The following is a 22,149-nucleotide window of genomic DNA, read 5'->3' on the forward strand; positions in this document are numbered from 1 at the left end:
CTAGCAACTCAACGCAAGACGATTTTCGCCCCCCGCAGGCCAACTCCGGGGCAAAAAAAGACGTGCGCACAAACTCCGGCTGGCCTCAGGGCCACGCCGGGCATGGTGCCCGGCAAATAGGGACGCAGGCGGCACAAGACCGCCGAGGGAGGGATTTTGGCCGTTCGTTATTACGACTGGATCGTCCATCACGGCCGCCGTACGCCTGACAAGGTCGCGGTCATCGACCTCGCGAGCGAGCGCCGCTTCACCTATTCGCAGCTCGATGCCCGCGTCTCGCGCCTCGCCGGATTTCTCCGTGACGCGCTCAAGGTGTCGCGCGGCGACCGCGTCGCCGTGCTGGCGCTGAACACGACCGATACGCTGGAGGTGCAGTTCGCCTGCGGACGGCTCGGCGCCGTCTTCGTGCCGCTGAACACCCGCCTCACCGTTCCCGAGCTCCAGTTCATCACCGGCGACTGCGCGCCGAAGGTGATGATTCACGACACCGATCTGGCCGAAACTGCGCTCGCCGTCGCAAAGCTCTGCAACGTCGCGACCAGCCTGCTGCTCGGCCCCGCCGGCGCCTACGAGACCGGCATCGCGTCCGCCAAGCCGCTCGCCCGCGCCGAGGAGGTCACGCTCGATGACGTCTCGACCATCATGTACACGTCGGGCACCACGGGCCATCCCAAGGGCGCGACCATCACCCATGGCATGACGTTCTGGAATTGCGTCAATCTCGGCGGCCCCGCCTGCATCGGACCGGCCTCGGTGCTGCTCACCGTGCTGCCGCTGTTCCACACCGGCGGGCTCAATTGCTACACCAACCCGGTGCTGCATGCCGGCGGCACCGTGATGATCATGCGCGCCTTCGATCCCGGCACGGCGCTCGGCCTGATCAACGATCCCGCGCAGGGCATCAACGTGTTCTTCGGCGTGCCCGCGATCTACCAGTTCATGGCGCAGCATCCGGCCTTCGCGACCACCGACCTGACCCGGTTGATCGTCTGCGGTGTCGGCGGCGCGCCGATGCCGGTGCCGCTGCTGAAAGTCTGGGAGGCGCGCGGCGTCGCGCTGCAGCAGGGCTATGGCATGACCGAGACCTCGCCCGCCGTGCTGGTGCTGGATCGCGAGGATGCCGCGCGCAAGGCGGGTTCGGCCGGCAAGCCGGTGCTGCACACGGAAGTGCGGATCGTGCGACCCGACGGCAGCGATGCCGAGGTCGGCGAACTCGGCGAACTCTGGGTCAAGGGCCCGAACATCACGCCGGGCTACTGGAACAGGCCGGAGGCGAACAAGACGTCCTTCACCGACGGCTGGCTGCACACGGGCGATGCGACTCGCGTCGACGAGGAAGGCTTCTACTATATCGTCGACCGCTGGAAGGACATGTACATCTCGGGCGGCGAGAACGTCTATCCGGCCGAGGTCGAGAACGTCCTGCATCAGCTCACCGCGATCGCGGAAGCCGCCGTGATCGGCATTCCCGATCCGCAATGGGGCGAGGTAGGGCTCGCCATCGTCGCGGCCAAGCCCGGTCAGCGGCTGACCGAGGCGGATGTCTTTGCGCACTGCGCGGCCAATCTCGCGCGCTTCAAATGCCCGCGACAGGTGCGCTTCGTCGATGCGCTGCCGCGCAACGCCACCGGCAAGATCCACAAGCCGACGTTGCGGAAGGAATTCTCGGTGGCATCCGAAGTCGACAAGAAAGTCGCCAACGCCTGATCAAAGCGCCCCTTGCGGGCGCTTCTTCGTTTCTGACGTGCCTGCTCCAACCCAGAAGAAACCGCAAAGAAAACCCCAAGGAATTTTCATGAACAAGAAACTCTCCCTGCTTGCCGCAGCAACGGCGTTGACGCTGCTTGCGACCCCGTCCGCGTATGCGCAGAAGGCGTACGACACCGGCGTCACCGACACCGAGATCAAGATCGGCAATGTCGAGGCCTATTCCGGTCCCGCGTCCGCCTACGGCATCATCGGCAAGACCGAGGAAGCCTATTTCAAGATGATCAACGACCAGGGCGGCATCAACGGCCGCAAGATCAACTGGATCTCCTATGATGACGGCTACTCGCCGCCGAAGACCGTGGAGCAGATCCGCAAGCTGATCGAGAGCGACGAGGTCTTCCTGGTCTTCAACGCGTTGGGCACGCCGACCCAGACCGCCGTGCAGAAATATCACAATTCCAAGAAGGTGCCGCAGCTCTTCCTCGCCACCGGCGCCAGCAAGTGGAACGACCCGAAGAACTTCCCCTGGACCATGGGCTTCCAGCCCAGCTACCGGGTCGAGGCACAGATCTTCGCAAAATACATTCTGAAGGAGAAGCCGGACGCGAAGGTCGCGATCTTCTATGCCAACGACGATTTCGGCAAGGACTACCTCGCCGGCATCAAGGACGTATTCGGCGACAAGGCATCGAAGCTGATCGTGGCCGAGGAGAGCTACGAGACCTCGGAGCCGTCGATCGACGCCCACATCGTCAAGCTCAAGGGCACCGGCGCCGATGTCTTCGTCAACATCGCGACCCCGAAATTCGCGGCCCAGGCGATCAAGAAGATCGCAGAGCTGGAGTGGAAGCCGATGCACCTGATGACTGATGTCTCGGTGTCGATCGGCGCGGTGATGAAGCCGGCCGGCCTCGAAGCATCCGAGGGCGTGCTGTCGGCCGGTTACCTGAAGGATGCGTCGGATCCGCAGTGGAAGGACGACGAGGGCATGAAGAAGTTCATGACCTTCATCGACAAGTACATGCCCGGTGCGAACATCTCGGACGCCAATCTGGTGTACGCCTATGCCGCAGCCCAGACGATGGTGCAGGTGCTGAAGCAGTCGGGTGACAATCTGACCCGCGAGAACGTGATGAAGCAGGCCGCGAGCCTCAGGGACTTCGTCCCTGATACGCTGATCCCGGGGATCAAGATCAACACCTCGGCCACCGACTTCGCGCCGATCGAGCAGCTCAAGATGTGGCGGTTCAAGAAGGGCCAGTGGGAGCTGTTCGGCGACATCATCAGCGCCGAAACGGGCGGCTAGCCACGCATCGCAGCAACGGGCGGAGACGTGCAGCTGACGTCTTCGCCTGCGCTGACGTCGATCCCCGCGACCGGCAGGCCGAGCCGGCGCGGGTCATCGATGGCCGCAAAGCGCGGACATACCCATGCCAGGATCGCCCCGCCCGATGGCGGCAGATCGAGCTGAAGAACAAAGGCACCCGCGTCGATCACGGTCGCGGCATCCGCAACGCGCACGCCGTCGAGATAGAACTGCACGCCGATCCGATCAAGCGGCCCGCGTATCTCCGGCGACGCGATGCGAATGATGGCGCGCCCCGGCGGCGCCTCGATCCGCACGGCGGCTTCCGGCTCGCTCCAGCGGAAGCTGCGGCCCTGCCAGACCTCCCAGGCATGGAAGCCGGCCTGTGCGACCATCTGATCGCCGAGACTCTGCGCAGCTCCGCCAAGGCTCCCCCGAATACTACGGATGCAATAGAGGCGCTGATAATGGATCAGCGCGGCGATATAACGCTTCAGCCAGCGCGCGATGCTGCCGCGAGAGCCGCCCATGGTGAGCACGGTCAGACAGCAGCGCGCATAGCCTGCCGACACACGTGCAAGACCAAGCGCAAGGCGGTCGCCGGCCAGTGCGATCGCGCCCCAACGCCCGATCGCCTGCAGGCCTTCGCCGGTCACACGGCCGGCGCGCATCCGTGCATCAAGGGCGCTACGCGCCAGCGCGACGTTGAAATCGCCGCGGCTGCTCCACTCGACCGGAGTTTCGAGCAGCTCGCTGCCGGGATCATCGCGTGCTTCGCTGAGATAGCGGATCTCGCCGTGCACGAAATCGAGCGTGAATGTCTTCAGCTCGCCGATTTCGCCGATATAGTAGTGATGGAAGCGCGCCTCCTCGAGATAGCCGATCGTATGGCCCCTCGCGTGATACGCGGCGGCGAGCACCCATTCGGCGAAATGGCCGAGCTCCTCGCGCAGGCCGCCGCATTCCCAATAGACGTCGCGCCGCGTCACGAAGCACTGGTCCAGCACCTTGCGCCAGGGACTGCTTCATGCCGAACTCGATGTCGGCCTGGTACATGGCGGCCTCCGCCACGGACAGCCGGTTATGGCAGATCGGCACCGACTGACAGGAGAACCCCGCCCAGTCGGGACGCGCGTCGATCGCGCGGATGCAGGCCTCCATCACGTCAGGCTCGGGCCGGCAATGCGACTCCGTGAAGAACAGATATTTGCCGCGGGCCTTGGTGGCGCCGAAGGCGCAGAGCCCGATGTCATGGTCCGAATTGGTGAATTCGAGGCGCGCTTTGCCGCCGGCGAGCGCCTTCAGCTCGTTGAGTGCCTTGAAATCAGGCGGCACCACAAGGATGATTTCGTAAAGCGATTTGTCGGCGGTCTGCGACGTCCAGCCGAGCCAGGACAGCTCCCACTGCCCGCGGTGATGTTCCAGCGGGATGATGATGGAGAACAGCGGAGATTCACCGCCGTATGGTGCGGGCACGTCCTGCATGTTCCCTTATAACGCACGCGACACCATTCCGGGCACTTTCTCGCGGACTATACCGACAGAAACAGCGCGAACGATTCCTCCACCGTGCGGCGCAGATGCTTTCCATACAATGCGTGGTTGGCATCGTCGGGGCCGACCCGTCCCAGGGACGGCTTCGCGACGTTGCGGAGCGGCACATAGGCGATCGGCGCCGCGATCGGCGTCAGTTGCGAGCCGGGTCCGGCGCGGAGCGTCGAGATGATGCCGTACATCTCGCCGGCAACCGTCGGCCGCGACACCGTGATCACGCGATGCTGGCCGTGCTTGATGATGACGAGATAGATGAAGCCGGATTGATGCGGCACCGCAACCTCGCCGGTGTGCTCATAGGCGGCATCGGTCCGCTCGCCCTCGCGGAACACCAGCGAAGACACCTTCGGCTCCCAGACGATCTCGGTGCGATAGGCGAAGATCGCATCCTTGTCGCCGAAGGACGGCCGCAGCGTGATGTAGACGTCCTCGAGCCACGTCACCGCGCGATGCGCATAGGAGCCGAGGCTGTCGGGCGCGACATCGTTTGCGGCCGGAGGCGTCACCACGGCGGCGCCTTTGCGTAAGGAGACGCCCAGCGCCTGCTCCAGCCGCACGGTCGTTGCCAGCGTGAACGGCCGCCGGCCGCCGAGCACCTTCTCCAGCGTCGACAGGCTGAGCTTGGCCTGCTCGGCCAACGCCTGCCGGGAAATCCGGCGCCTGGCGAGCTCCTCGCGAATGGTCTCCGCGATCTCGCGGCTCTGCTCGTCCGAAAGCTGCCTGTCGGTGACTTTATCCTGCATCTGCATCGTCAGCCCTGCTCCATGGACGCCAGTCTAGCAGGGCGGACAAACCAGCACAAAACCGTACATGGTCGTCCCGGCGGCCGCCCGCCCGGGCCATCCGCGGCAAAACATTGCCGATCGTTCTGCTCGCGAAACCAGCTCTCCCGACCGATGCTCGCCATCGTCAAACACCCTTCGGGAGCAGGCCAAATGAGCAATTACGACGCGGTCGACAGCTACCAACACCCCTGGCTGGGAAGACTCATCGTGGTCGGAGTGTTCCTTCTGGCGCAGGGCGTTGCCATGCTCCTGGTTGCCTTCATTGCCCTGCTGGTGAGCTTCGAGCCGGGCTGGTCGGCAACGACCGAGCAGGCCAGCCTGCTCCAGCCCGGCGATGCCAAATCCGGCAGCCTCCTGCTGAAGGAAGACGGCGCCTATACCGAGGCGATCCGCCTCGGCACCGATATCGACATCACGGTGTCTGGCCCGACGCTGCGCGCCCGCGTCACGCAAGTGTTCCGCAACCCGACCAAGGACTGGGTCGAGGCCACCTATGTCTATCCGCTCGCGACCAACGGCGCCGTCGACACGTTGAAGATGGTGGTCGGCGACCGCGTCATTATCGGCGACATCAAGGAGCGGCAGCAGGCACGCGTGATCTACGAGCAGGCGCGCCGCGCCGGCCAGAAGGCCGCGCTCACCGAGCAGGAGCGGCCGAACATCTTCACCAATTCGGTCGCCAATATCGGTCCCGGCGAAACCGTGCTGGTGCAGATCGAATATCAGGAGCCGGTGCATCAATCCGGCGACGAATATTCGCTGCGGCTGCCGCTGGTGGTCGGGCCGCGCTACAATCCGGCGCCGATCGTGCAGAGCGTCGACTTCCGCCAGGATGGCTCCGGCTGGGGCGCGACGACGTCAAACCCTGTGCCGGATCGCGACCGCATCTCGCCGCAGGTGCTGGATCCCGCGAAAAATGCGCCGGTCAATCCGACCAGCATCACGGTGCGCCTGAAGGCCGGCTTTGCGCTCGGCGAGGTCAAGAGCCACCATCACAACGTCAAGACCGAAAGCCCTGACAATACGACGCGCGTCATCACACTTGCCGACGGCACTGTGCCCGCCGACCGCGATTTCGAGCTGACCTGGAAGCCGGCCGCGGAGAAGGCACCGTCGGTTGGACTGTTCCGCGAGCGTATCGGCGATGCCGATTATCTGCTCGCCTTCGTCACCCCGCCCAGTGCCGAGCAGGCGACGCAAAAGCCGCTGCCGCGCGAGGTCGTATTCGTGATCGACAATTCCGGCTCGATGGGCGGCACCTCCATCGTCCAGGCCAAGGCGAGCCTACTCTATGCCCTCGGCCGCCTCCAGCCGAATGACCGTTTCAATGTGATCCGTTTCGACGACACCATGGACGTGCTGTTCTCGACCTCCGTGCCGGCCGACCCCGCGCATCTCGGCGAAGCACTCGGTTTCGTGAATGGATTACAGGCGCGTGGCGGCACCGAGATGGTGCCGGCGATGCGCACCGCGCTGACTGACAAGCTTGCCGACACCAACATGGTCCGCCAAGTCGTGTTCCTGACCGACGGCGCGATCGGCAACGAGCAGCAATTGTTCGAAACGATCACTGCGATGCGGGGCCGCTCGCGCGTGTTCATGGTCGGCATCGGATCCGCGCCCAACACCTATCTGATGACGCGCGCCGCCGAGCTCGGCCGCGGGGCCTTCACCCATATCGGCTCCGTCGAGCAGGTCGAGGAGCGCATGCGCGGCCTGTTCGCCAAGCTCGAGAACCCCGCGGTGACCGGGCTCAGCGTAAAGTTCTCCGATGCCAAGGCGGACGTGACGCCTGCGATCATTCCCGACGTCTATCGCGACGAACCGCTGGTGCTGGCGGCAAAGCTCGACAAGCTCGCGGGCTCGCTCGAGATCAAGGGCCGCGTCGGCGACCGTCCGTGGTCGGTGACGCTGCCGCTCCAAAACGCCGCCGAAGGCAAGGGCCTGTCAAAACTCTGGGCCAAGCGCAAGATCGGCGACGCCGAGGTGGCGCGTACCATGCGCGAGATGACGCCCGAAGACTCCGACAAGGCGATCCTGGCGCTGGCGCTCGACCACCAGATCGTCACGCGGCTCACCAGCCTCGTCGCGGTCGACAAGACGCCGAGCCGCCCCGAGGGCGCGCCGCTCAAGCTCAGCGAGCTGCCGCTCAACCTGCCGGCCGGCTGGGATTTCGAGAAGGTCTTTGGCGAGCGACCGCATCTGACGCCCACACAATTGCGCGAACGCCATGCGGATGCGCGCAACCAGCCGGCGACGAGGCGGCCGACGCCCGCCGCGCCGGATGCGATCCGCCTGCCGAAGACCGCGACCTCGGCCGAGCTGAAGATGATCGCAGGCTTCATCCTGATCGTGCTCGCCCTGATCCTGTTCGTGTTCAACCGGCGTCAGCCCTTGCTCACTGACGCCGCTTGAGAGAGGAGCCCCCCGAACTCCTCTGTTAGCGCGCGCGGCTGCCCGTCCCATACCAACGGCCGCGCGCGCCTTTTTATCAGCCGTCATTGCGAGGAGCGAAGCGACGAAGCAATCCAGACTGCCGCCACGGAGACAGTCTGGATTGCTTCGCTTCACTCGCAATGACGGGGGAAGGACCATTATGCCCCGCCTCATCTCCCCCCTCGCTGTTGCACTTGTCGGCCTCATCCTGTTCGGTGACGGCGCCTACATTCATGCCAAGGCCTGGCTCGCCCAGGTGCTGCTGGAGCGCGCGTTCGACAGGAGCGTTACGACCGGCGGCGTGGTCAAGCCATGGTCATGGGCCGACACCTGGCCAGTCGCGCGGATCGAGGTGAAGCGGATCGGCGCCAGCGCGATCGTGCTGGATGGCACCAGCGGCCAGGCCCTCGCTTTCGGACCCGGCCATATCCACCAAACGGCTGATGCCGGCGAGCGCGGCATTGCGGTATATGCCGCGCACCGCGATACACATTTCCGCTTCCTGCGGAATGTCGCCATTGGTGACGTAATCGATGTCACACGCCGTGACGGAAAGCACTTTCGCTATCGGGCGGATTCCTCCGCTGTGGTTCGCTTCGATGAGTCCGGCATCGATCCCGCGGCGCAGGATGTCGAGCTGGTGCTCACAACCTGCTGGCCCTTCGACGCCGTCACGCCCGGACCCGAGCGCTACACCCTGCATGCCACCTTGATCGAAACAGGTGAATAGCGGTTCGCAATCGGCCATCCGGGATCGATAGAGACCGCGCCGAACAGCCGGGGAACCGCGCTTGATCGGGCCGCTGAACTGGCGTCGCCTCCTATAGACCTGTAAGAACAGCCGATTGATCTTTTGACGCTGTAATTTTCAGGACAACCTGTAATGGACGACGAGTTCAGGCAGCGCCTCGAACAGCGGCTGGAGCAACTCGAAAATCGTGTCGCGCTCCTGGAACGGAATCAGGACCTCATTGCTGCCGGACAGAGACGATCCTCGCTGCGGAGCCTCTGGCGACGACCGCCGATGTGGACCTTCGAGCAATATCCGCCGCGCCTGCTCAACCTGACTGCCTTCCCGCCTGCGCCTGCGATCCCGGCGAATGCGCCGCGGATCACGATGGTCACGCCAAGCTACAATCATGCGCAATATCTCGACGCCACGATCGAGAGCATCGTCAGTCAGAACTATCCGAAGCTGACTTATCACGTGCAGGACGGCGCCTCGATCGACGGCACGATCGATCTCCTGAAGAGCCGAGGTGAGAGCATCAGCTGGACGAGCGAGCCGGACAAGGGGCAGTCGAACGCCATCAATCTCGGCTTCGCCGGTGCCGATTGCGAGATCATGGCCTATCTCAACAGCGACGATATGCTGCTGCCCGGAGCGCTCGCCTATGTCGCCGACTACTTCATGTCGCATCCCGATGTCGACATCGTCTACGGCCATCGCGTTTTCGTCGATCGCGAGGGGCTCGAGGTCGGACGCGCCGTGCTGCCGCCTCATGACGGCAAGGCTTTGCAATATGCCGACTACATCCCGCAGGAGACGATGTTCTGGCGCAAGCGCGTGTGGGAGAGGATCGGGCCCATCGACGAGAGCTTCCACTACGCGATGGACTGGGATTTCATCCTGCGGGCGCAAGCTGCGGAATTCAAGTTCGTGCGCCTGCCGCGATTTCTCGCCTGCTTCCGCATCCACGATGCACAGAAGACGGCTTCGACCTACGCGCTCGGCGTCAGAGAGATGGCATCCTGCGGCGCCGCGTTCTCGGCTTCGATCCGACGCAGATGCAGATCAGACGCGCCATCGCTTCCTATCTCGCGAAGCAATTGGCCTATCACTACGCCTACAAGCTGCGCCTGCTGCGTTACTGAACGATAGCAGAGGCGTGATCGCCATTTGAAGGAATGCGCGTCACGCAGTCGTGGCACGTCGTCCGATCGTTCGCACTTTCGCCAAAAGTCTGGTGATGCTAGCCTTGTCGCGAAGCACCCGCCATTCCGCCACGCGGCATGGAGCCATCACGATCAGTCCCGCCAGACGCCGGCGCAAGACAGCGCGCTGCAACAAGAACAAGAGGTGAGGAAGCGCCATGGAAGCCAAGGTACCTGCTGCGTCTGTTTCTCCGCGTCCATGGTCTCCAGCGCCCGATGCCAGCGACATCGTCAAGGGCATCCACGCCATGCTGCACCCGCACAACATCGTGCTGGTGGGCGCGACCGACAAGCCCGGCAATTATGCCGAGCGCATCTGGAACAACCTCGTCAAGTACGGTTACGAGGGCGGGCTTTATCCGGTCAACGCCAAGCGCGAGACGATCTGGGGTGTGCCCTGCTACAAGGATTTTGCGAGCCTCCCGGAAAAGCCCGACCACGTGCTGGTGCTGGTGCCCGCGCGCTTTGCCGTGCAGGTGATCCGCGACGCCGCCGCCGCCGGCGCGCGCTCGGCCACCATCGTCACCTCGGGCTTCAGCGAGTTGCAGGATGAGGAGAGCCAGAAGCTCGCTGCCGAATTGCAAGCCGCGATACGCGAAACGGGGCTCGCCGTCACCGGCCCGAACTGCCTCGGAAACTTAAGCGCGGACGAAAAGCTCTTCACCAATATCGACGACCGCGTCGTCACCATGGAACAGGGTGCGGTGGCGATCGCCGGGCAATCCGGCGCCATCGTGATGGCGATCCGGCAGGCGCTGGAGGATCGCGGCGTCGGGGTCGGTTACATGGTGACGACCGGCAACGAGGCCGGGCTCGAGACGCCGGACCTGATGCGCTATTTCGCCGAGGATCCGAGCATCAAGGTGATCGTGGTCTATCTCGAAGGCGTGCGTAACACGAAGGCGTTTCGCGACGCCTGCAAGGCCGCGCGCGCCGCAAGCAAGCCGGTCATCGCACTCAAGCTCGGTTCGTCCGAGGGCGGCCGAGCCGCGGCGATGGCGCATACCGGTGCGCTCGCGGGCTCGATCGAAACCTTCGACGCCATCGCGACCCGTGAAGGCGTGATCCGGGTCGGCGGGCTCGACGAGCTGATCGAGACCACCGAATGCTTCGTCCACTCGGCCGTGCCCAAGGGCGACCGGCTTGCCGCGGTCACGCTATCAGGCGGCAAGCGCGGCATGCTGCTTGACGCCTTCTATGCCGAAGGCCTGAACTTTGCGCCGCTGAGCCCGCACGTCGGCTCCGAATTGGCGAAGATGCTCGGGCCCGGCTCGATCGTCGGCAATCCGCTCGATGCGGGCTTTGCCGCGGTGGTCGATCCCTCCGTCTACATGAAGTCGATCAAGCTGATGATCGACGATCCCGATATCGACATCGTCATCATCGATGCCGAGCTGCCCAAGGCGCCGCACGAACTGCGTGAACGCAATTTGCGCATCGTCGACCAGATGGCGAGCCAGGCGTCGAAGCCGGTGATCTACATCAGCGCGATGTCGATCGGCTTCACCGAGTTCACCAAGGGCCTGCGCAAATCGCTGCCGCATCTCGCGGTCATGCAGGGCATGGACCGTGCGGTGACTGCAATCAACTCGCTGCTCGCCTATGCGAAGCTGCGCAAGGAAGTGCCCGACATCGTCTCGAGCTCGAAACCTGCGGCCCGTGCCGTGCTGGAGAAGGCGCTGAAATCGGCGAGCGGTGCCGCGCTCGACGAGGTCGCCTCGAAGAAGCTGCTGAAGGCCTATGGCATCCCGGTCTCGAAGGAAGCGATAGCGCAGACGGCCGCGGACGCGGCGAAGATCGCGAAGCAGATCGGTTTCCCGGTCGTGGCAAAAGTCGTCAGCGCCGAGATCCTGCACAAATCCGACATCGGCGGCGTGGTGCTGAACCTCAACAGCGCCGCCGAGGTGAAGAAGGCATTCGCCGACATCACCGCGCGGGTGGCGAAGTTGAAGGGCAAGCCGAAGCTCGACGGCATCCTGATCGCGCAGCAGGTCAAGGCCGATCTCGAGCTCGTGGTCGGCGCCTCGCTCGATGCCGAGATGGGTCCGGTCGTGCTGTTCGGCACCGGCGGCATCGACATCGAGCTGATGAAGGACGTCGCGCTCGCCGGTGCGCCGCTGGACGAGGCCGAGGCGCGGCTGTTGATCGGCCGCACCAAGGCCGGCGTCAAGATACGTGGCTATCGCGGCAAGCCGGCGTTGCACGAGACTTCCGCGGTGAAGGCACTGGTCGGCCTGTCCAATTTGATTGCAGATGCCGGCGACCGGATCGCCTCGATCGACGTCAACCCGTTCCTGATCAACACCAAAACGGGCGTCGCCGTCGATGCCCTGATCGTATTGAACAATGCTGCGGCAAAAAGCGCCGCAGGGCATTGATGTCGCGTAAGGCGGATTGGCGGGTTACGCTTCCGCCTTCGCTCTTCGAGCTACGGCGGACAAGTCGTTAACCCGCCCGCTCTAGTATTGCGGCCGCAGCATCGTCCTTCCAACCATCCCGCTTTGGCCGTAAAATCGCCCTGCATGGCACGCGCGAGCAACCTCGTAATCGGAACGGCGACGCTGGCGGTCATCGCCGTGGCGTTCGGCGGCGTGCTCGGCGTGCAGAAATGGCGCACCGCCCAGAACCGGAGCCAGTTGCGCGTGGTGTTCGAGGGCGGCTCCGCCAGCGGCCTGCGCCGCGGCGGACCGGTCAATTTCGACGGTGTTCCCGCGGGCCAGATCCTGTCGATCAAGCTGGATAATCCGCGCAAGATCGTGGCGCTGGTGATGCTCGACAACACCGCGCCGATCCGCAAGGACACAGTTGCGGGCATCGAGTTCCAGGGTCTCACCGGCGTTGCCGCGATCTCTTTGATCGGCGGCGCGCCCTCCGCGCCGCCGGTGCCGCTGGATACGGACGGCGTCCCCATGCTGATCGCCGATCTCAGCGACGCCGAATCCATCGTCGACACCCTGCACAGCGTCGATCGCACGATCGTCAGCAATGCCCCGGCGATCAAGGACGGCCTGCGCACGTTCGAGAACTACACCGCCGATCTCAGAAGCAAGGGCGGCGAAATCGACTCCGTCATGGCCAAGGTCGACAGCGCCTTCGCGGGCTTCGACAAGGCGGTCACCAAGATCGAAGGCGTGGTCCCCGGCTTCGTCGACGGCAAGGCCGACGAGCTGTTCGAGAAGATCAGGGGACTGCACGAGCTCGCCGACACCATGAAGAAGAAGTCGGCTGCCTACGTCGAGGACATCCGCCGCTCGCTGCTCGACGTCAGCGAAGCCGCCAACAAGATGGCTGGCACGCCCGCGCCTGCCGCCGCCCCGCGCCCGCCGCGCAAGCCTCCGCAGAAGAAGCAGTAGAGACCTCTTACCCTCCCCTGGAGGGGGAGCGTCGATCGCGCGCAGCGCGAGCGGGGTGGGGTGATCTCTCCCCACGGGCAGCGCGCAATGCGGAAGGGCTGTCACCCCACCTCGGTTCGCATTGCGCTTTGCTCCATGCGAACCGATCCTCCCCCTCGAGGGGAGGATGGCAGTCTCGCCGTGGCTTGCAGGTCGCGCCCTACCACGCGTAGCGCACGACGCCCTTGCCGGCGTAGGAGCGGGTGACGTTCGAGAACTCGCCCTCGAAGGTCGCCGACGCAGACCAGCCGTTCATCCAGTTCATCTGCACTGCCGCCGTGGTCAGCGCGGAATCGCGCGCCAGCGCTGCACCGTTCACGACGAAGGCCGACCCCGGCAGGGTCTGGAACACCGCGCCGACGGTGCGGTCCGGATTGTAATCATGCGCCCAGGCGACACGGCCGCGCAGGGTCATCAGGCCACCGGCCGCGGCGAATGATTTGTCGGCGCGCAGGCCGAGCTCGGTGCGGGTGCTGGTCACGTCCTTGGCGGCATAGTTGAGCGCGAAGGTGCTGTTGCCGACCATCGCGAACTCCGAATAGTTCGGAAGGCTGAACATGGTGGCCTGGGCCGCCGCATAGGGCGTGAGGCCGATCCACTGCGTAGCGTAGCGGTAACCGCCCTCGACACGGCCCGAGAGCGCGTTGGCGTTGAACTGCGCCCGCAGTTGATCGACGCCCGCGGCCGTGACGATGCGGTTGGTCGTGACGTCCTGCCAGCCATAGGCCAGTGCGGCCGTGATATAGGCAGGTCCTGCCGTGTGACGAACGAAGGCGCCGGCCTGGAACAGATCGGAGCGGCCCCAGCCGAGCCCGTTGACGTTGAAGCCGGTCCCACCGCCGGCAAGCGCAAAGCCGGCGATCGTCGACGGCGAGAAGCGATAGTCGAGGCCGACGGCGGTGCCATAGACGCTGCTGGTGGTGTTGTTCGAACCGAGCGCGACATTGCCGTCGGTGGTCTGCGAGCCACCGTAGCCGGCCGCCCACACATCCCAGCGCTGCTCGAAGGTTGCGGCCGGTGCCTTGCGGTAGATCGAGGCGAAGGCGTCGCGCGCGTTCTTGTCACGCGCGCCCTTGCCGGTCGCGGCATAGGCATTCGCGCCCGGCTCGTCGGCGTAGGGCGTCGCACCTGATGTGCCGCTGCGTCCCGAGCCGAACACATCGGTCAAGAGGCCGAGGAACAGGTTCATCGCATTGAAGGTCGTCTGTTGCGACCCCGTGCCCGATTCGCCGGAGGCCTGGGTGAGGCCGGCCGGCGAGAGATTCGCCAGCGCCACCGGAAGGCTGCCGGTGCTGTCGAAATGACGCGCCAGCGCGTTGGCGACGTTCTGCTGGTTGACGTTGAGGCCGGAGCCGTAGCTGAGCGACAGATCCAGGAAGACGTTGTTCGTGTTGTAACTCAGGACAGCCTTCAGGTTCGACGAGAGCCCCGCGACGACCGGATTGAAGGCATCGGGAAGCGTTGCCGCATTCAGGATCGTGTAGTGCTTCGCGATCGAGCCGGTCGGAACGACGACGACGGTGGCGCCGCCAAGCGTCGCTGTGCCGGTCACGACCGTAAAACCATTGCTGGCGCCCGAGACCTGCACCATGTAGCTCGACGCCGAGGTGAACGAGAGGTCGCCGGACACCGTGAGCGTCCCGGTCGGATTGCCCGGTGCCAGCGTGCCGCCATTGACGACGGTGTTCCCGACCGTGCCGACGCCGCCGAACGTGCCGCCCGCGGAGACGGATACAGTGCCGTTGATGGCGCCGGCGAGGAGAAGCGTGCCGCCGAGCACGTTCCAGTCCTGATTGCCCGTGCCGGTGACCGTCCAGGTCGAGCTGTCAACCTTGTTGAAGGTCGAGAAGCCGTCATACTGGAGACCGGTGCCGATCAGGTCGAGATTGAACGTATCCTTGCCGGTGCCACCGAGCTGGAAGGTGTCGGTACCGGCACCAAGCACGAAGCCGTTGATGACGCTGCCGGGCCCGAGCGTGAGCGTGTTCGGGCCGCAGCTGCAGAACTCGATCGCGGCGTTGCCGGTCGCGGCGTTGATGGTTCCCGAGTTGAAGACGTTGCCGCCGCCACTCACGCTGATGCCGATGCCGCCTGCGCCGACGGTGATGGAACCGGTATTGATGACCTGGTTCGTCGTGCTGAACGAGCTCACGTCGATGCCAATGCCAGCAGCGCCGAGGGTAATCGTCCCGTTGTTGGTGACGGTGTTGGAATCGCCGAACGCCAGGATGCCCTCGGCAAAATCGCCGCCCGTAATCCGCCCGCTGTTGGTGATCGTGGTCAACGAGCCGGTATAGGCGATACCTGCACCGCCCACGCCGACATTGATCGTGCCACTTTGGCTAATCGTGGCCCGGTCGCCCTGCAGCGAAATACCCGCCGTTCCACTATCGCCCGCCGTGATCGTGCCGGCATTGGTGATCTTGGCATCGTCACCGAGCACGGCGATGCCGACGCCGAAATCGCCCGCCGTGATTGCGCCAGAATTGCTGACGGTCTGAAAGTCGCCTTGAAGGAAGACGCCGGCGGCGTTCTGCCCGACGGTGATCGTGCCGGTGGCGGTGTTGGTGACCGTGTTGTTGTCACTGATCGCCATGATGCCGCCGGAGAAGCCAGCGGAATCGCCGACCGTGATCGCGCCTGCATTGGTGATGGTCGCGCTGCCGACCGCAAAAATGCCGCTTGCACCGTCACCGCCCGTAATCGTGCCTGTCGCGGCATTGGTGATCGTATTGTTCTGGCCGGCGAAGACACCGACACCCGACGCACCGACCGACAGAGCGCCGCTATTGGTGACGGTGTTGTTGTCGCCAACCGAGATCGCGGCGCCATTGTCGCCCGTCGTGATCGTTCCGGCATTGGTGATGACGTTGTGATCGATGGCCTGGATGCCGAGGCCGCTGTCGAGCACCGTGATGGTGCTGTTGTTGATCACGGTGTTGAAATTTCCAACGGCAATGCCGGTGAGGCCCGAGCCTGCCGACACCGTCCCGTTGTTGTTGACGGTGTTGGAATCGTTGACGCCGATCGAGAGCGCGCCGTTGTCGTTCACGATCGCGCCGGAGAGCACGTTGACATTGAGGCTGTCGACGCCGGCCCCGGCTTGAAAGCCGTCCGTGTCGGTGCCGCTACAGGTGACGGTTTGGCCGCTCGTGGCCGGATCAGGCGCGCAAGCCGCGTTGGCCGGCGTCGCGCCAAGGCCGAGGCCAACGAAGACCAGCGATGCGCCGGCGAGCGACGCAGCGCCGCATCGGCGCAGCCGACCCTGCCGCCTCCATAGCCCCTTGCCCCTCACGCCACGCCCCCATTCCCGGCAGTTCGGCAGGGAACTTAGGCCATGACGAGGCTCCTTAGAACCAAGGCACCGCCCGAATGCGTCCGTTTGACCCACAACCGAGGCAGAATCCCGCGGTCATGTTGCAACCGCGCCACGGTTTCCAGGTCCAAGTTCTCATTTTGCGCAGAAAGCGCGCCCCAACAGCTCAATAGTTGCTCGGGGCCGACCCATTCGGGATGCCGTCGATCGGACATTCCTCCGTCCCCGGCGTCGAACGGGTCATCGCCTCGACCATGTCCCGCGTCCCTTCCGGATCGGCGATCCAGTTCTTGTAGAAATCATAGGGGCAGGCCGCGACGCCGCGCGGGCTTTCGCCGGAATTGATCATGCCGGTGTAGCCGCGGTGGACCAGCTTGTAGAGATGGTTCTGCGACTGGCCGTTGCGGCGCGCATCGCGGATCAGATGCTTCGAGAGCTGGGCGTACTGGATCCCGTAGTCCTCCTCGCCGCACTCGCCGAGCGTCCGGCCGTCGAAGCCGATGATCGCGGAGTGACCGAAGTAGGAATAGACGCCGTCGAAGCCGGCGGCGTTGGCGACGGCAACATAGACGTTGTTGGCCCACGCCATCGCCTTGGAGATTATGACCTGCTGCTCCTTGGCCGGATACATGTAGCCCTGGCAGCGCACGATCAGCTCGGCGCCCTTCATGGCGCAGTCGCGCCAGATCTCCGGAAAGTTGCCGTCGTCGCAGATGATCAGGCTGACCTTCATCCCTTTCGGGCCGTCGGAGACGTAGGTGCAGTTGCCGGGATACCAGCCTTCGATCGGCACCCACGGCATGATCTTGCGATATTTCTGGACGATCTCGCCCTTGTCGTTCATCAGGATCAGGGTGTTGTAGGGCGCCTTGTGCGGATGCTCCTCGTGGCGTTCACCGGTCAGCGAGAACACGCCCCACACTTTCGCCTTGCGGCAGGCCTCCGCGAAGATCGCGGTCTCTTCACCGGGCACCGCCGAGGCCGTCTCGTACATCTCCTTGGAGTCGTACATGATGCCCTGGGTCGAGTATTCCGGGAAGATCACGAGATCCATGCCGGGTAGACCCGCCTTCATGCCCACCAGCATGTCGGCGATCTTGCGGGCGTTGTCGAGCACCTCGGCCTTGGTGTGCAGGCGGGGCATCTTGTAGTTCACCACTGCAACACCGACGGTGTCGTTGCTGCTGGAAATGTCACCGTGAAGCATGTTGAGCGCTCCTGTCTTTTATTTGTTTGAGGTTGCCGTCGATTGAGCGACCGAGTTAGTGGCGGATCATCCAGGGCCGCGCGGTCGGAAAGCCCTTGGCGCCGCTCTTGCTCTTGGTCATCAGCCGCGCTGGCTTCTTTCTGTCCGTCGAGCTCTTGTCCTTCACGGTCTTGCCCGACGAGCAGCAGCCACAGCCGGGACCGTGCGAGGCCTTGTATTGCGCGAGCGTCTGCGGCGCATGCGTGCTGCGCTCGTTGACGGCGTGCGCCTTGCGCTTCTCCGCCGGCATGCAGAAGAAATTCGGCGCGGTCAGGATCACCCGCGGCGCCATCGTCTCGCAGTGCGGACAGCTTTGCGGATCGTCGCATTCCGCCATCGGGCGCAGGTCCTTGAACGGCCCGCAATCGTCACAGAGATATTCATAGACCGGCATCGCATCATCCCTACGCTGTTGCCTGTGAGAGAATTCCCGCGGCGGATGCGGGGCGGCAAAGTCGCGCCATCCCGCATCCCGTCGCGCAGGGAGACTATTTGTCCGGCGAGATCGGCATCTGGATATCGCCGGTGATGTGCTTGATGGGTCCTGCCGCCGAGGGCATCACGTCGAAGTCGAAGATCTCGGTCGGCAGCCATAGCGTGGCGCAGGCATTGGGCACGTCGACCACGCCGGAGATGTGGCCCTGGCACGGCGCGGTGCCCAGGATCGAATAAGCCTGGGCGCCGGAGTAGCCGAACTTCTTCAGATACTCGATCGCATTCAAGCAGGCCTGGCGATAGGCAATGTGAACGTCGAGATAGTGCTGCTTGCCTTGCTCGTCGACCGAGATGCCCTCGAAGATCAGATAGTCCTTGTAGTTCGGCGTGATAGGCGACGGCTTGAAGATCGGATTTTTGATGCCGTACTTCGCCATGCCGTCCTTGATCACCTCGACCTTCAGATGCAGCCAGCCGGCCATCTCGATCGCGCCGCAGAAAGTGATCTCGCCGTCGCCCTGGCTGAAGTGCAGGTCGCCCATCGAGAGACCGGCGCCGGGCACGTAGACCGGGAAGTAGATCTTCGAGCCGCGGGAGAGATCCTTGATGTCGCAATTGCCGCCGTGCTCGCGCGGCGGCACGGTGCGCGCGCCTTCCGCGCCGATCTTGGCCTTGACGTCACCCTTGGCGCGGCCGCCATGGGCGGTCGCCGCAAACGGAGGATTGGCGAGGCCGGGCACGCGGGTCGGGTTGGTCGAGATCAGCTCGGCTTCGCGCTTGTTCCAGGTCTCCAGCATCTTCGGATCGGGCAGACAGCCGATCAGGCCGGGATGGATCAGGCCGGCGAAGTTGACGCCCGGCACGTGGCGCGACGAGGTGTAGAGACCCTTGATGTCCCAGATCGACTTCTGCGCCAGCGGGAAATGGTCGGTCAGGAAGCCGCCGCCGTTCTGCTTGGAGAAGAAGCCGTTGAAGCCCCACAGGCTCTCCTTCATCGGGCCGACGTCGAGCAGGTCGACGACGAGGAGATCGCCGGGCTCGGCGCCCTTGACGCCGATCGGGCCGGAGAGGAAATGCACGATCGACAGATCGATGTCGCGCACGTCGGCGGCGGAATCGTTGTTCTTGATGAAACCGCCGGTCCAGTCATAGGTCTCGATGATGAAGTCGTCGCCGGGATTGACCCAGGCCACGATCGGAATGTCCGGGTGCCAGCGGTTGTGCACCATGTCATTATCGTAAGCCGATTTGGTGAGATCGACCTTGATCAGTGTCTCTGGCATCGAGATGCTCCCCTTTTACTACGGTTGGTTAGACGGACAGATATTTCGAGACCTGCGCGGCATCGACGGCGTCACGCGGATCGTCGCGCACGATCTCGCCGTTCTCGATCACCAGCACGCGGTCGGCGATGTCGAGCGCGAAGCTCAGGACCTGCTCCGACACCACGATCGAGAGCCCCTTTTCGTCACGGATGCGCTTCAGCGTGCGCGCCATGTCCTTGATGATCGACGGCTGGATGCCCTCGGTCGGTTCGTCCAGCAGCAGCACCTTCGGCTTGGTCGCGAGCGCGCGCGCGATGGCGAGCTGTTGCTGCTGGCCGCCGGAGAGATTGCCGCCGCGACGGCCCTTCATTTCCAGCAGCACCGGAAACAATTCGTAGATGTCGGCCGGAACTTCCGACCCGCCGGAGACGACGAGGCCGGTCTCGATGTTCTCCTTCACCGTCATGGTCGAGAAGATCATGCGGCCCTGCGGCACATAAGCGAGGCCCTTGGCGACGCGCTCGTAGCTCGGCAGGCCGCCGAGCTCGGCACCGTCCATGGTCACCGAGCCGCTTTTGGCGGGCAGGATGCCCATCAGCGACTTCATCAGCGTGGTCTTGCCCATGCCGTTGCGGCCCATGATCGCAACGATCTCGTTGGGCGCGACCTTGACGTTGAGCCCGTGCAGCACCTCGCTCTGGCCGTAGGCGACGTGAAGATCGGAAATAGCCAGCATCGTCGCGTCTCCATACTTCCTGCGCATGATCTTGTCCGGAAACCGGACGCCACTTTCCGGGATCATGCGCTAATGGCCCAGATAGACTTCGACGACCTTGGGGTCGTTCTTCACCTTCTCCATGGTGCCCTCCGAGAGGATCTGGCCCTGGTGAAGCACGGTGACCTTGTGCGCGATGTCCTCGACGAACTTCATGTCGTGCTCGATCACCAGCACCGAGCGGTTCTTGATGATGCGGTTGAGCAGCTCGGCGGTCTTGGCGCGCTCGGACACGCTCATGCCGGCGACGGGCTCGTCGAGCATCAGCAAATCCGGATCCTGGATCAGCAACATGCCGATCTCGAGCCACTGCTTCTGGCCGTGGCTGAGCAGATCGGCGTTCACGTTGAGCCGATCCTTCAGAAAGATCATTTCGGCGACTTCGTGCACCCGGTCGCGCACGGCGGCGTCGCGGGTAAAGGTCAGCGCACCGAACACCGAGCGTCCGCGCGGATAGGAGATCTCCAGATTCTCGAACACCGTGAGATCGTCGTAGATCGAGGGGTTCTGGAATTTGCGGCCGACCCCCGTCTTGACGATCTCGTTTTCCTTCATCCGCGTCAGCTCCTTGCCACGGAACTGGATCGAACCCGACGTTGCTTTGGTCTTGCCGCAGATCAGGTCGAGCACGGTGGTCTTGCCGGCGCCGTTGGGACCGATGATGACGCGGATCTCGTTCTCGTCGACGTAGAACGAGAGATCGTTGACCGCCTTGAACCCGTCGAACGACACGGTCAGTGCCTCGACGGCGAGCAGGAATTCCTTGGGCTGATGACCGACGAGCATGATCTATCTCCTCACTGCCAGCGTGGCATCGGCATCGTGATGACCTACGAGCATGATGACCTCCTCACTCCGCAGGGGCGCCGTCGGCGACCGAGCTGTCGGTCCACCCTTCAGGTTTCGGTTTGCGCGACGAGATCAGGGGATCGATGCGCGGCTGGACGTAGTCGCCCCAGATCCCGGCGAGACCGTTCGGGAAGGCCAGCACCACGGCGATGAACAGACCGCCCAATCCGAACAGCCACAATTCGGGAAAGGTTTCCGACAGGCTGGTCTTGGCGAAGTTGACCAGCAGCGTACCGTAGACCGCGCCGAGGATCGAGAGCCGGCCGCCGACCGCCGTGTAGATCACCATTTCGATCGACGGCACGATGCCGACGAAGGACGGCGACATGAAGCCGACATTGAGCGCGAACATGGCGCCGCCGATCGCGGCGAACACGGCAGCGATGCAGAAGGCAAAGATCTTGAAGTTCGCGACGCTGTAGCCGGAGAAGCGGACCCGGTCCTCCTTCTCCCGCATCGCGACCAGGATTCGTCCGAGCTTGGAGTGCCGGACGAACTGCGCGATCATGATGCAGGCGAACAGCAGTCCAACTTCGAAGAAGTACAGCACGATCTTCGCGTGGTCGGGCCGAATGTCCCAACCCTTTAGCGTCCGCAAATCGGTCATGCCGTTGATGCCGCCGGTGTAACCCTGCTGTCCCACGATCAGGATGGTGAGGATGGCCGCGACCGCCTGGGTGATGATGGCGAAGTAGGTGCCGCCGACCCGGCGCTTGAACATCGCGGTTCCGATGATCAGAGCGAAGATGCCGGGCACGAGGATGATGGCGGCGATCGTGAAGGTGAGGCTGCTGAATGGCTTCCAGAACAGCGGCAGTGCGGTGATCTGATTCCAGTCCATGAAATCGGGAATGCCGGGGGTCGACTGGATCTTGGTGTTCTCCACGCTCGATGCCTCGAGCTTGAGGAACATCGCCATGCAGTAGCCGCCGAGCCCGAAGAACACGCCCTGACCGAGGCTGAGAATGCCGCCATAGCCCCAGCAGATCACCAGCCCCAGCGCGACGAAGGCATAGGTCAGGTACTTCGCGACCAGATTGAGCCTGAAGACGTCGAGCGTGAGCGGCAGGACCACCACCAGGAAGACCGCGAGCACCAGAATTCCGATGAACTCCGATCGATTGAAGAAGCGATTGTCGGTCATT

General features: G+C 64.0%; 16 protein-coding genes and 1 pseudogene. 8 read left to right on the top strand and 9 right to left on the bottom strand.

The annotated features are described in order from the left end of the window. The first annotated feature begins 156 nt into the window (after window positions 1-156). Both QJT78_RS03800 and QJT78_RS03805 read left to right on the top strand, forming a co-directional pair. Window positions 157-1,707, top strand: a complete 1,551-nt coding sequence (locus tag QJT78_RS03800) for a long-chain fatty acid--CoA ligase (protein ID WP_028149105.1) — start codon at window positions 157-159, stop codon at window positions 1,705-1,707. An 88-nt stretch (window positions 1,708-1,795) separates the two neighbouring features. Beyond that, complete coding sequence (locus QJT78_RS03805) at window positions 1,796-3,016, top strand: ABC transporter substrate-binding protein (protein WP_028149106.1); 1,221 nt, start codon at window positions 1,796-1,798, stop codon at window positions 3,014-3,016. Here the strand turns inward: QJT78_RS03805 and QJT78_RS03810 are convergent. Continuing rightward, a complete protein-coding gene (locus QJT78_RS03810) occupies window positions 3,013-4,005 on the bottom strand; it encodes a hypothetical protein (RefSeq protein ID WP_309248401.1) in 993 nt (330 codons plus the stop codon). The genes QJT78_RS03805 and QJT78_RS03810 overlap by 4 nt on opposite strands. A gap of 193 nt (window positions 4,006-4,198) precedes the next feature. On the opposite strand from QJT78_RS03810, the gene QJT78_RS53110 reads away from it, so the two are divergent. Further along, window positions 4,199-4,513, top strand: coding sequence for a hypothetical protein (locus tag QJT78_RS53110; RefSeq protein ID WP_312017582.1), 315 nt, complete (start codon window positions 4,199-4,201; stop codon window positions 4,511-4,513). 35 nt (window positions 4,514-4,548) lie between these two features. Here QJT78_RS53110 and QJT78_RS03815 read toward each other — a convergent pair whose 3' ends face one another. Next, complete coding sequence (locus QJT78_RS03815) at window positions 4,549-5,319, bottom strand: helix-turn-helix transcriptional regulator (RefSeq protein ID WP_028149107.1); 771 nt, start codon at window positions 5,317-5,319, stop codon at window positions 4,549-4,551. A 186-nt stretch (window positions 5,320-5,505) separates the two neighbouring features. On the opposite strand from QJT78_RS03815, the gene QJT78_RS03820 reads away from it, so the two are divergent. The 5 genes and pseudogenes from QJT78_RS03820 (at window position 5,506) to QJT78_RS03840 (ending at window position 13,079) form a co-directional block, all read left to right on the top strand. Continuing rightward, window positions 5,506-7,770: a marine proteobacterial sortase target protein gene (locus QJT78_RS03820; RefSeq protein ID WP_281460180.1), complete on the top strand. Its 2,265-nt coding sequence runs from the start codon at window positions 5,506-5,508 to the stop codon at window positions 7,768-7,770. 181 nt (window positions 7,771-7,951) lie between these two features. Next, window positions 7,952-8,521, top strand: coding sequence for a class GN sortase (locus QJT78_RS03825; protein ID WP_028149109.1), 570 nt, complete (start codon window positions 7,952-7,954; stop codon window positions 8,519-8,521). Between the two features lie 153 nt (window positions 8,522-8,674). After that, window positions 8,675-9,666 (top strand): annotated as a pseudogene (locus QJT78_RS03830) (glycosyltransferase family 2 protein). Window positions 9,667-9,884: 218 nt separating this feature from the next. Then, entirely contained in the window at window positions 9,885-12,104 is a 2,220-nt protein-coding gene (locus tag QJT78_RS03835; RefSeq protein WP_028149110.1) for an acetate--CoA ligase family protein, read from the top strand. Between the two features lie 144 nt (window positions 12,105-12,248). Continuing rightward, window positions 12,249-13,079 (top strand): MlaD family protein, encoded by an 831-nt coding sequence (locus QJT78_RS03840; RefSeq protein ID WP_028149111.1) that lies wholly within the window; start codon window positions 12,249-12,251, stop codon window positions 13,077-13,079. Between the two features lie 199 nt (window positions 13,080-13,278). Here the strand turns inward: QJT78_RS03840 and QJT78_RS03845 are convergent, their stop codons facing one another. From QJT78_RS03845 to urtC, 7 genes are all read right to left on the bottom strand, one after another. Then, window positions 13,279-16,413, bottom strand: a complete 3,135-nt coding sequence (locus QJT78_RS03845) for an autotransporter domain-containing protein (protein WP_028149112.1) — start codon at window positions 16,411-16,413, stop codon at window positions 13,279-13,281. Window positions 16,414-16,600: 187 nt separating this feature from the next. After that, window positions 16,601-17,641 carry an aliphatic amidase gene (locus QJT78_RS03850; protein WP_028149113.1) on the bottom strand — a complete coding sequence of 347 codons (1,041 nt, stop codon included), beginning with the start codon at window positions 17,639-17,641 and terminating at the stop codon, window positions 16,601-16,603. Window positions 17,642-17,696: 55 nt separating this feature from the next. Beyond that, entirely contained in the window at window positions 17,697-18,074 is a 378-nt protein-coding gene (locus QJT78_RS03855) for a zinc ribbon domain-containing protein (protein WP_038942190.1), read from the bottom strand. A 94-nt stretch (window positions 18,075-18,168) separates the two neighbouring features. After that, a complete protein-coding gene (gene fmdA / locus QJT78_RS03860; RefSeq protein ID WP_038942191.1) occupies window positions 18,169-19,398 on the bottom strand; it encodes a formamidase in 1,230 nt (409 codons plus the stop codon). Between the two features lie 28 nt (window positions 19,399-19,426). Next, window positions 19,427-20,116, bottom strand: a complete 690-nt coding sequence (gene urtE, locus QJT78_RS03865; protein WP_028149116.1) for an urea ABC transporter ATP-binding subunit UrtE — start codon at window positions 20,114-20,116, stop codon at window positions 19,427-19,429. A gap of 69 nt (window positions 20,117-20,185) precedes the next feature. Then, complete coding sequence (urtD, locus tag QJT78_RS03870; RefSeq protein ID WP_011083791.1) at window positions 20,186-20,941, bottom strand: urea ABC transporter ATP-binding protein UrtD; 756 nt, start codon at window positions 20,939-20,941, stop codon at window positions 20,186-20,188. Between the two features lie 64 nt (window positions 20,942-21,005). Beyond that, window positions 21,006-22,148, bottom strand: coding sequence for an urea ABC transporter permease subunit UrtC (gene urtC, locus QJT78_RS03875; RefSeq protein WP_028149117.1), 1,143 nt, complete (start codon window positions 22,146-22,148; stop codon window positions 21,006-21,008). Window position 22,149 lies beyond the last annotated feature (1 nt).

Origin of the sequence: Bradyrhizobium sp. Mp27, from assembly GCF_029953005.1 — a bacterium.
Taxonomy (GTDB): Bacteria; Pseudomonadota; Alphaproteobacteria; order Rhizobiales; family Xanthobacteraceae; genus Bradyrhizobium; species Bradyrhizobium barranii.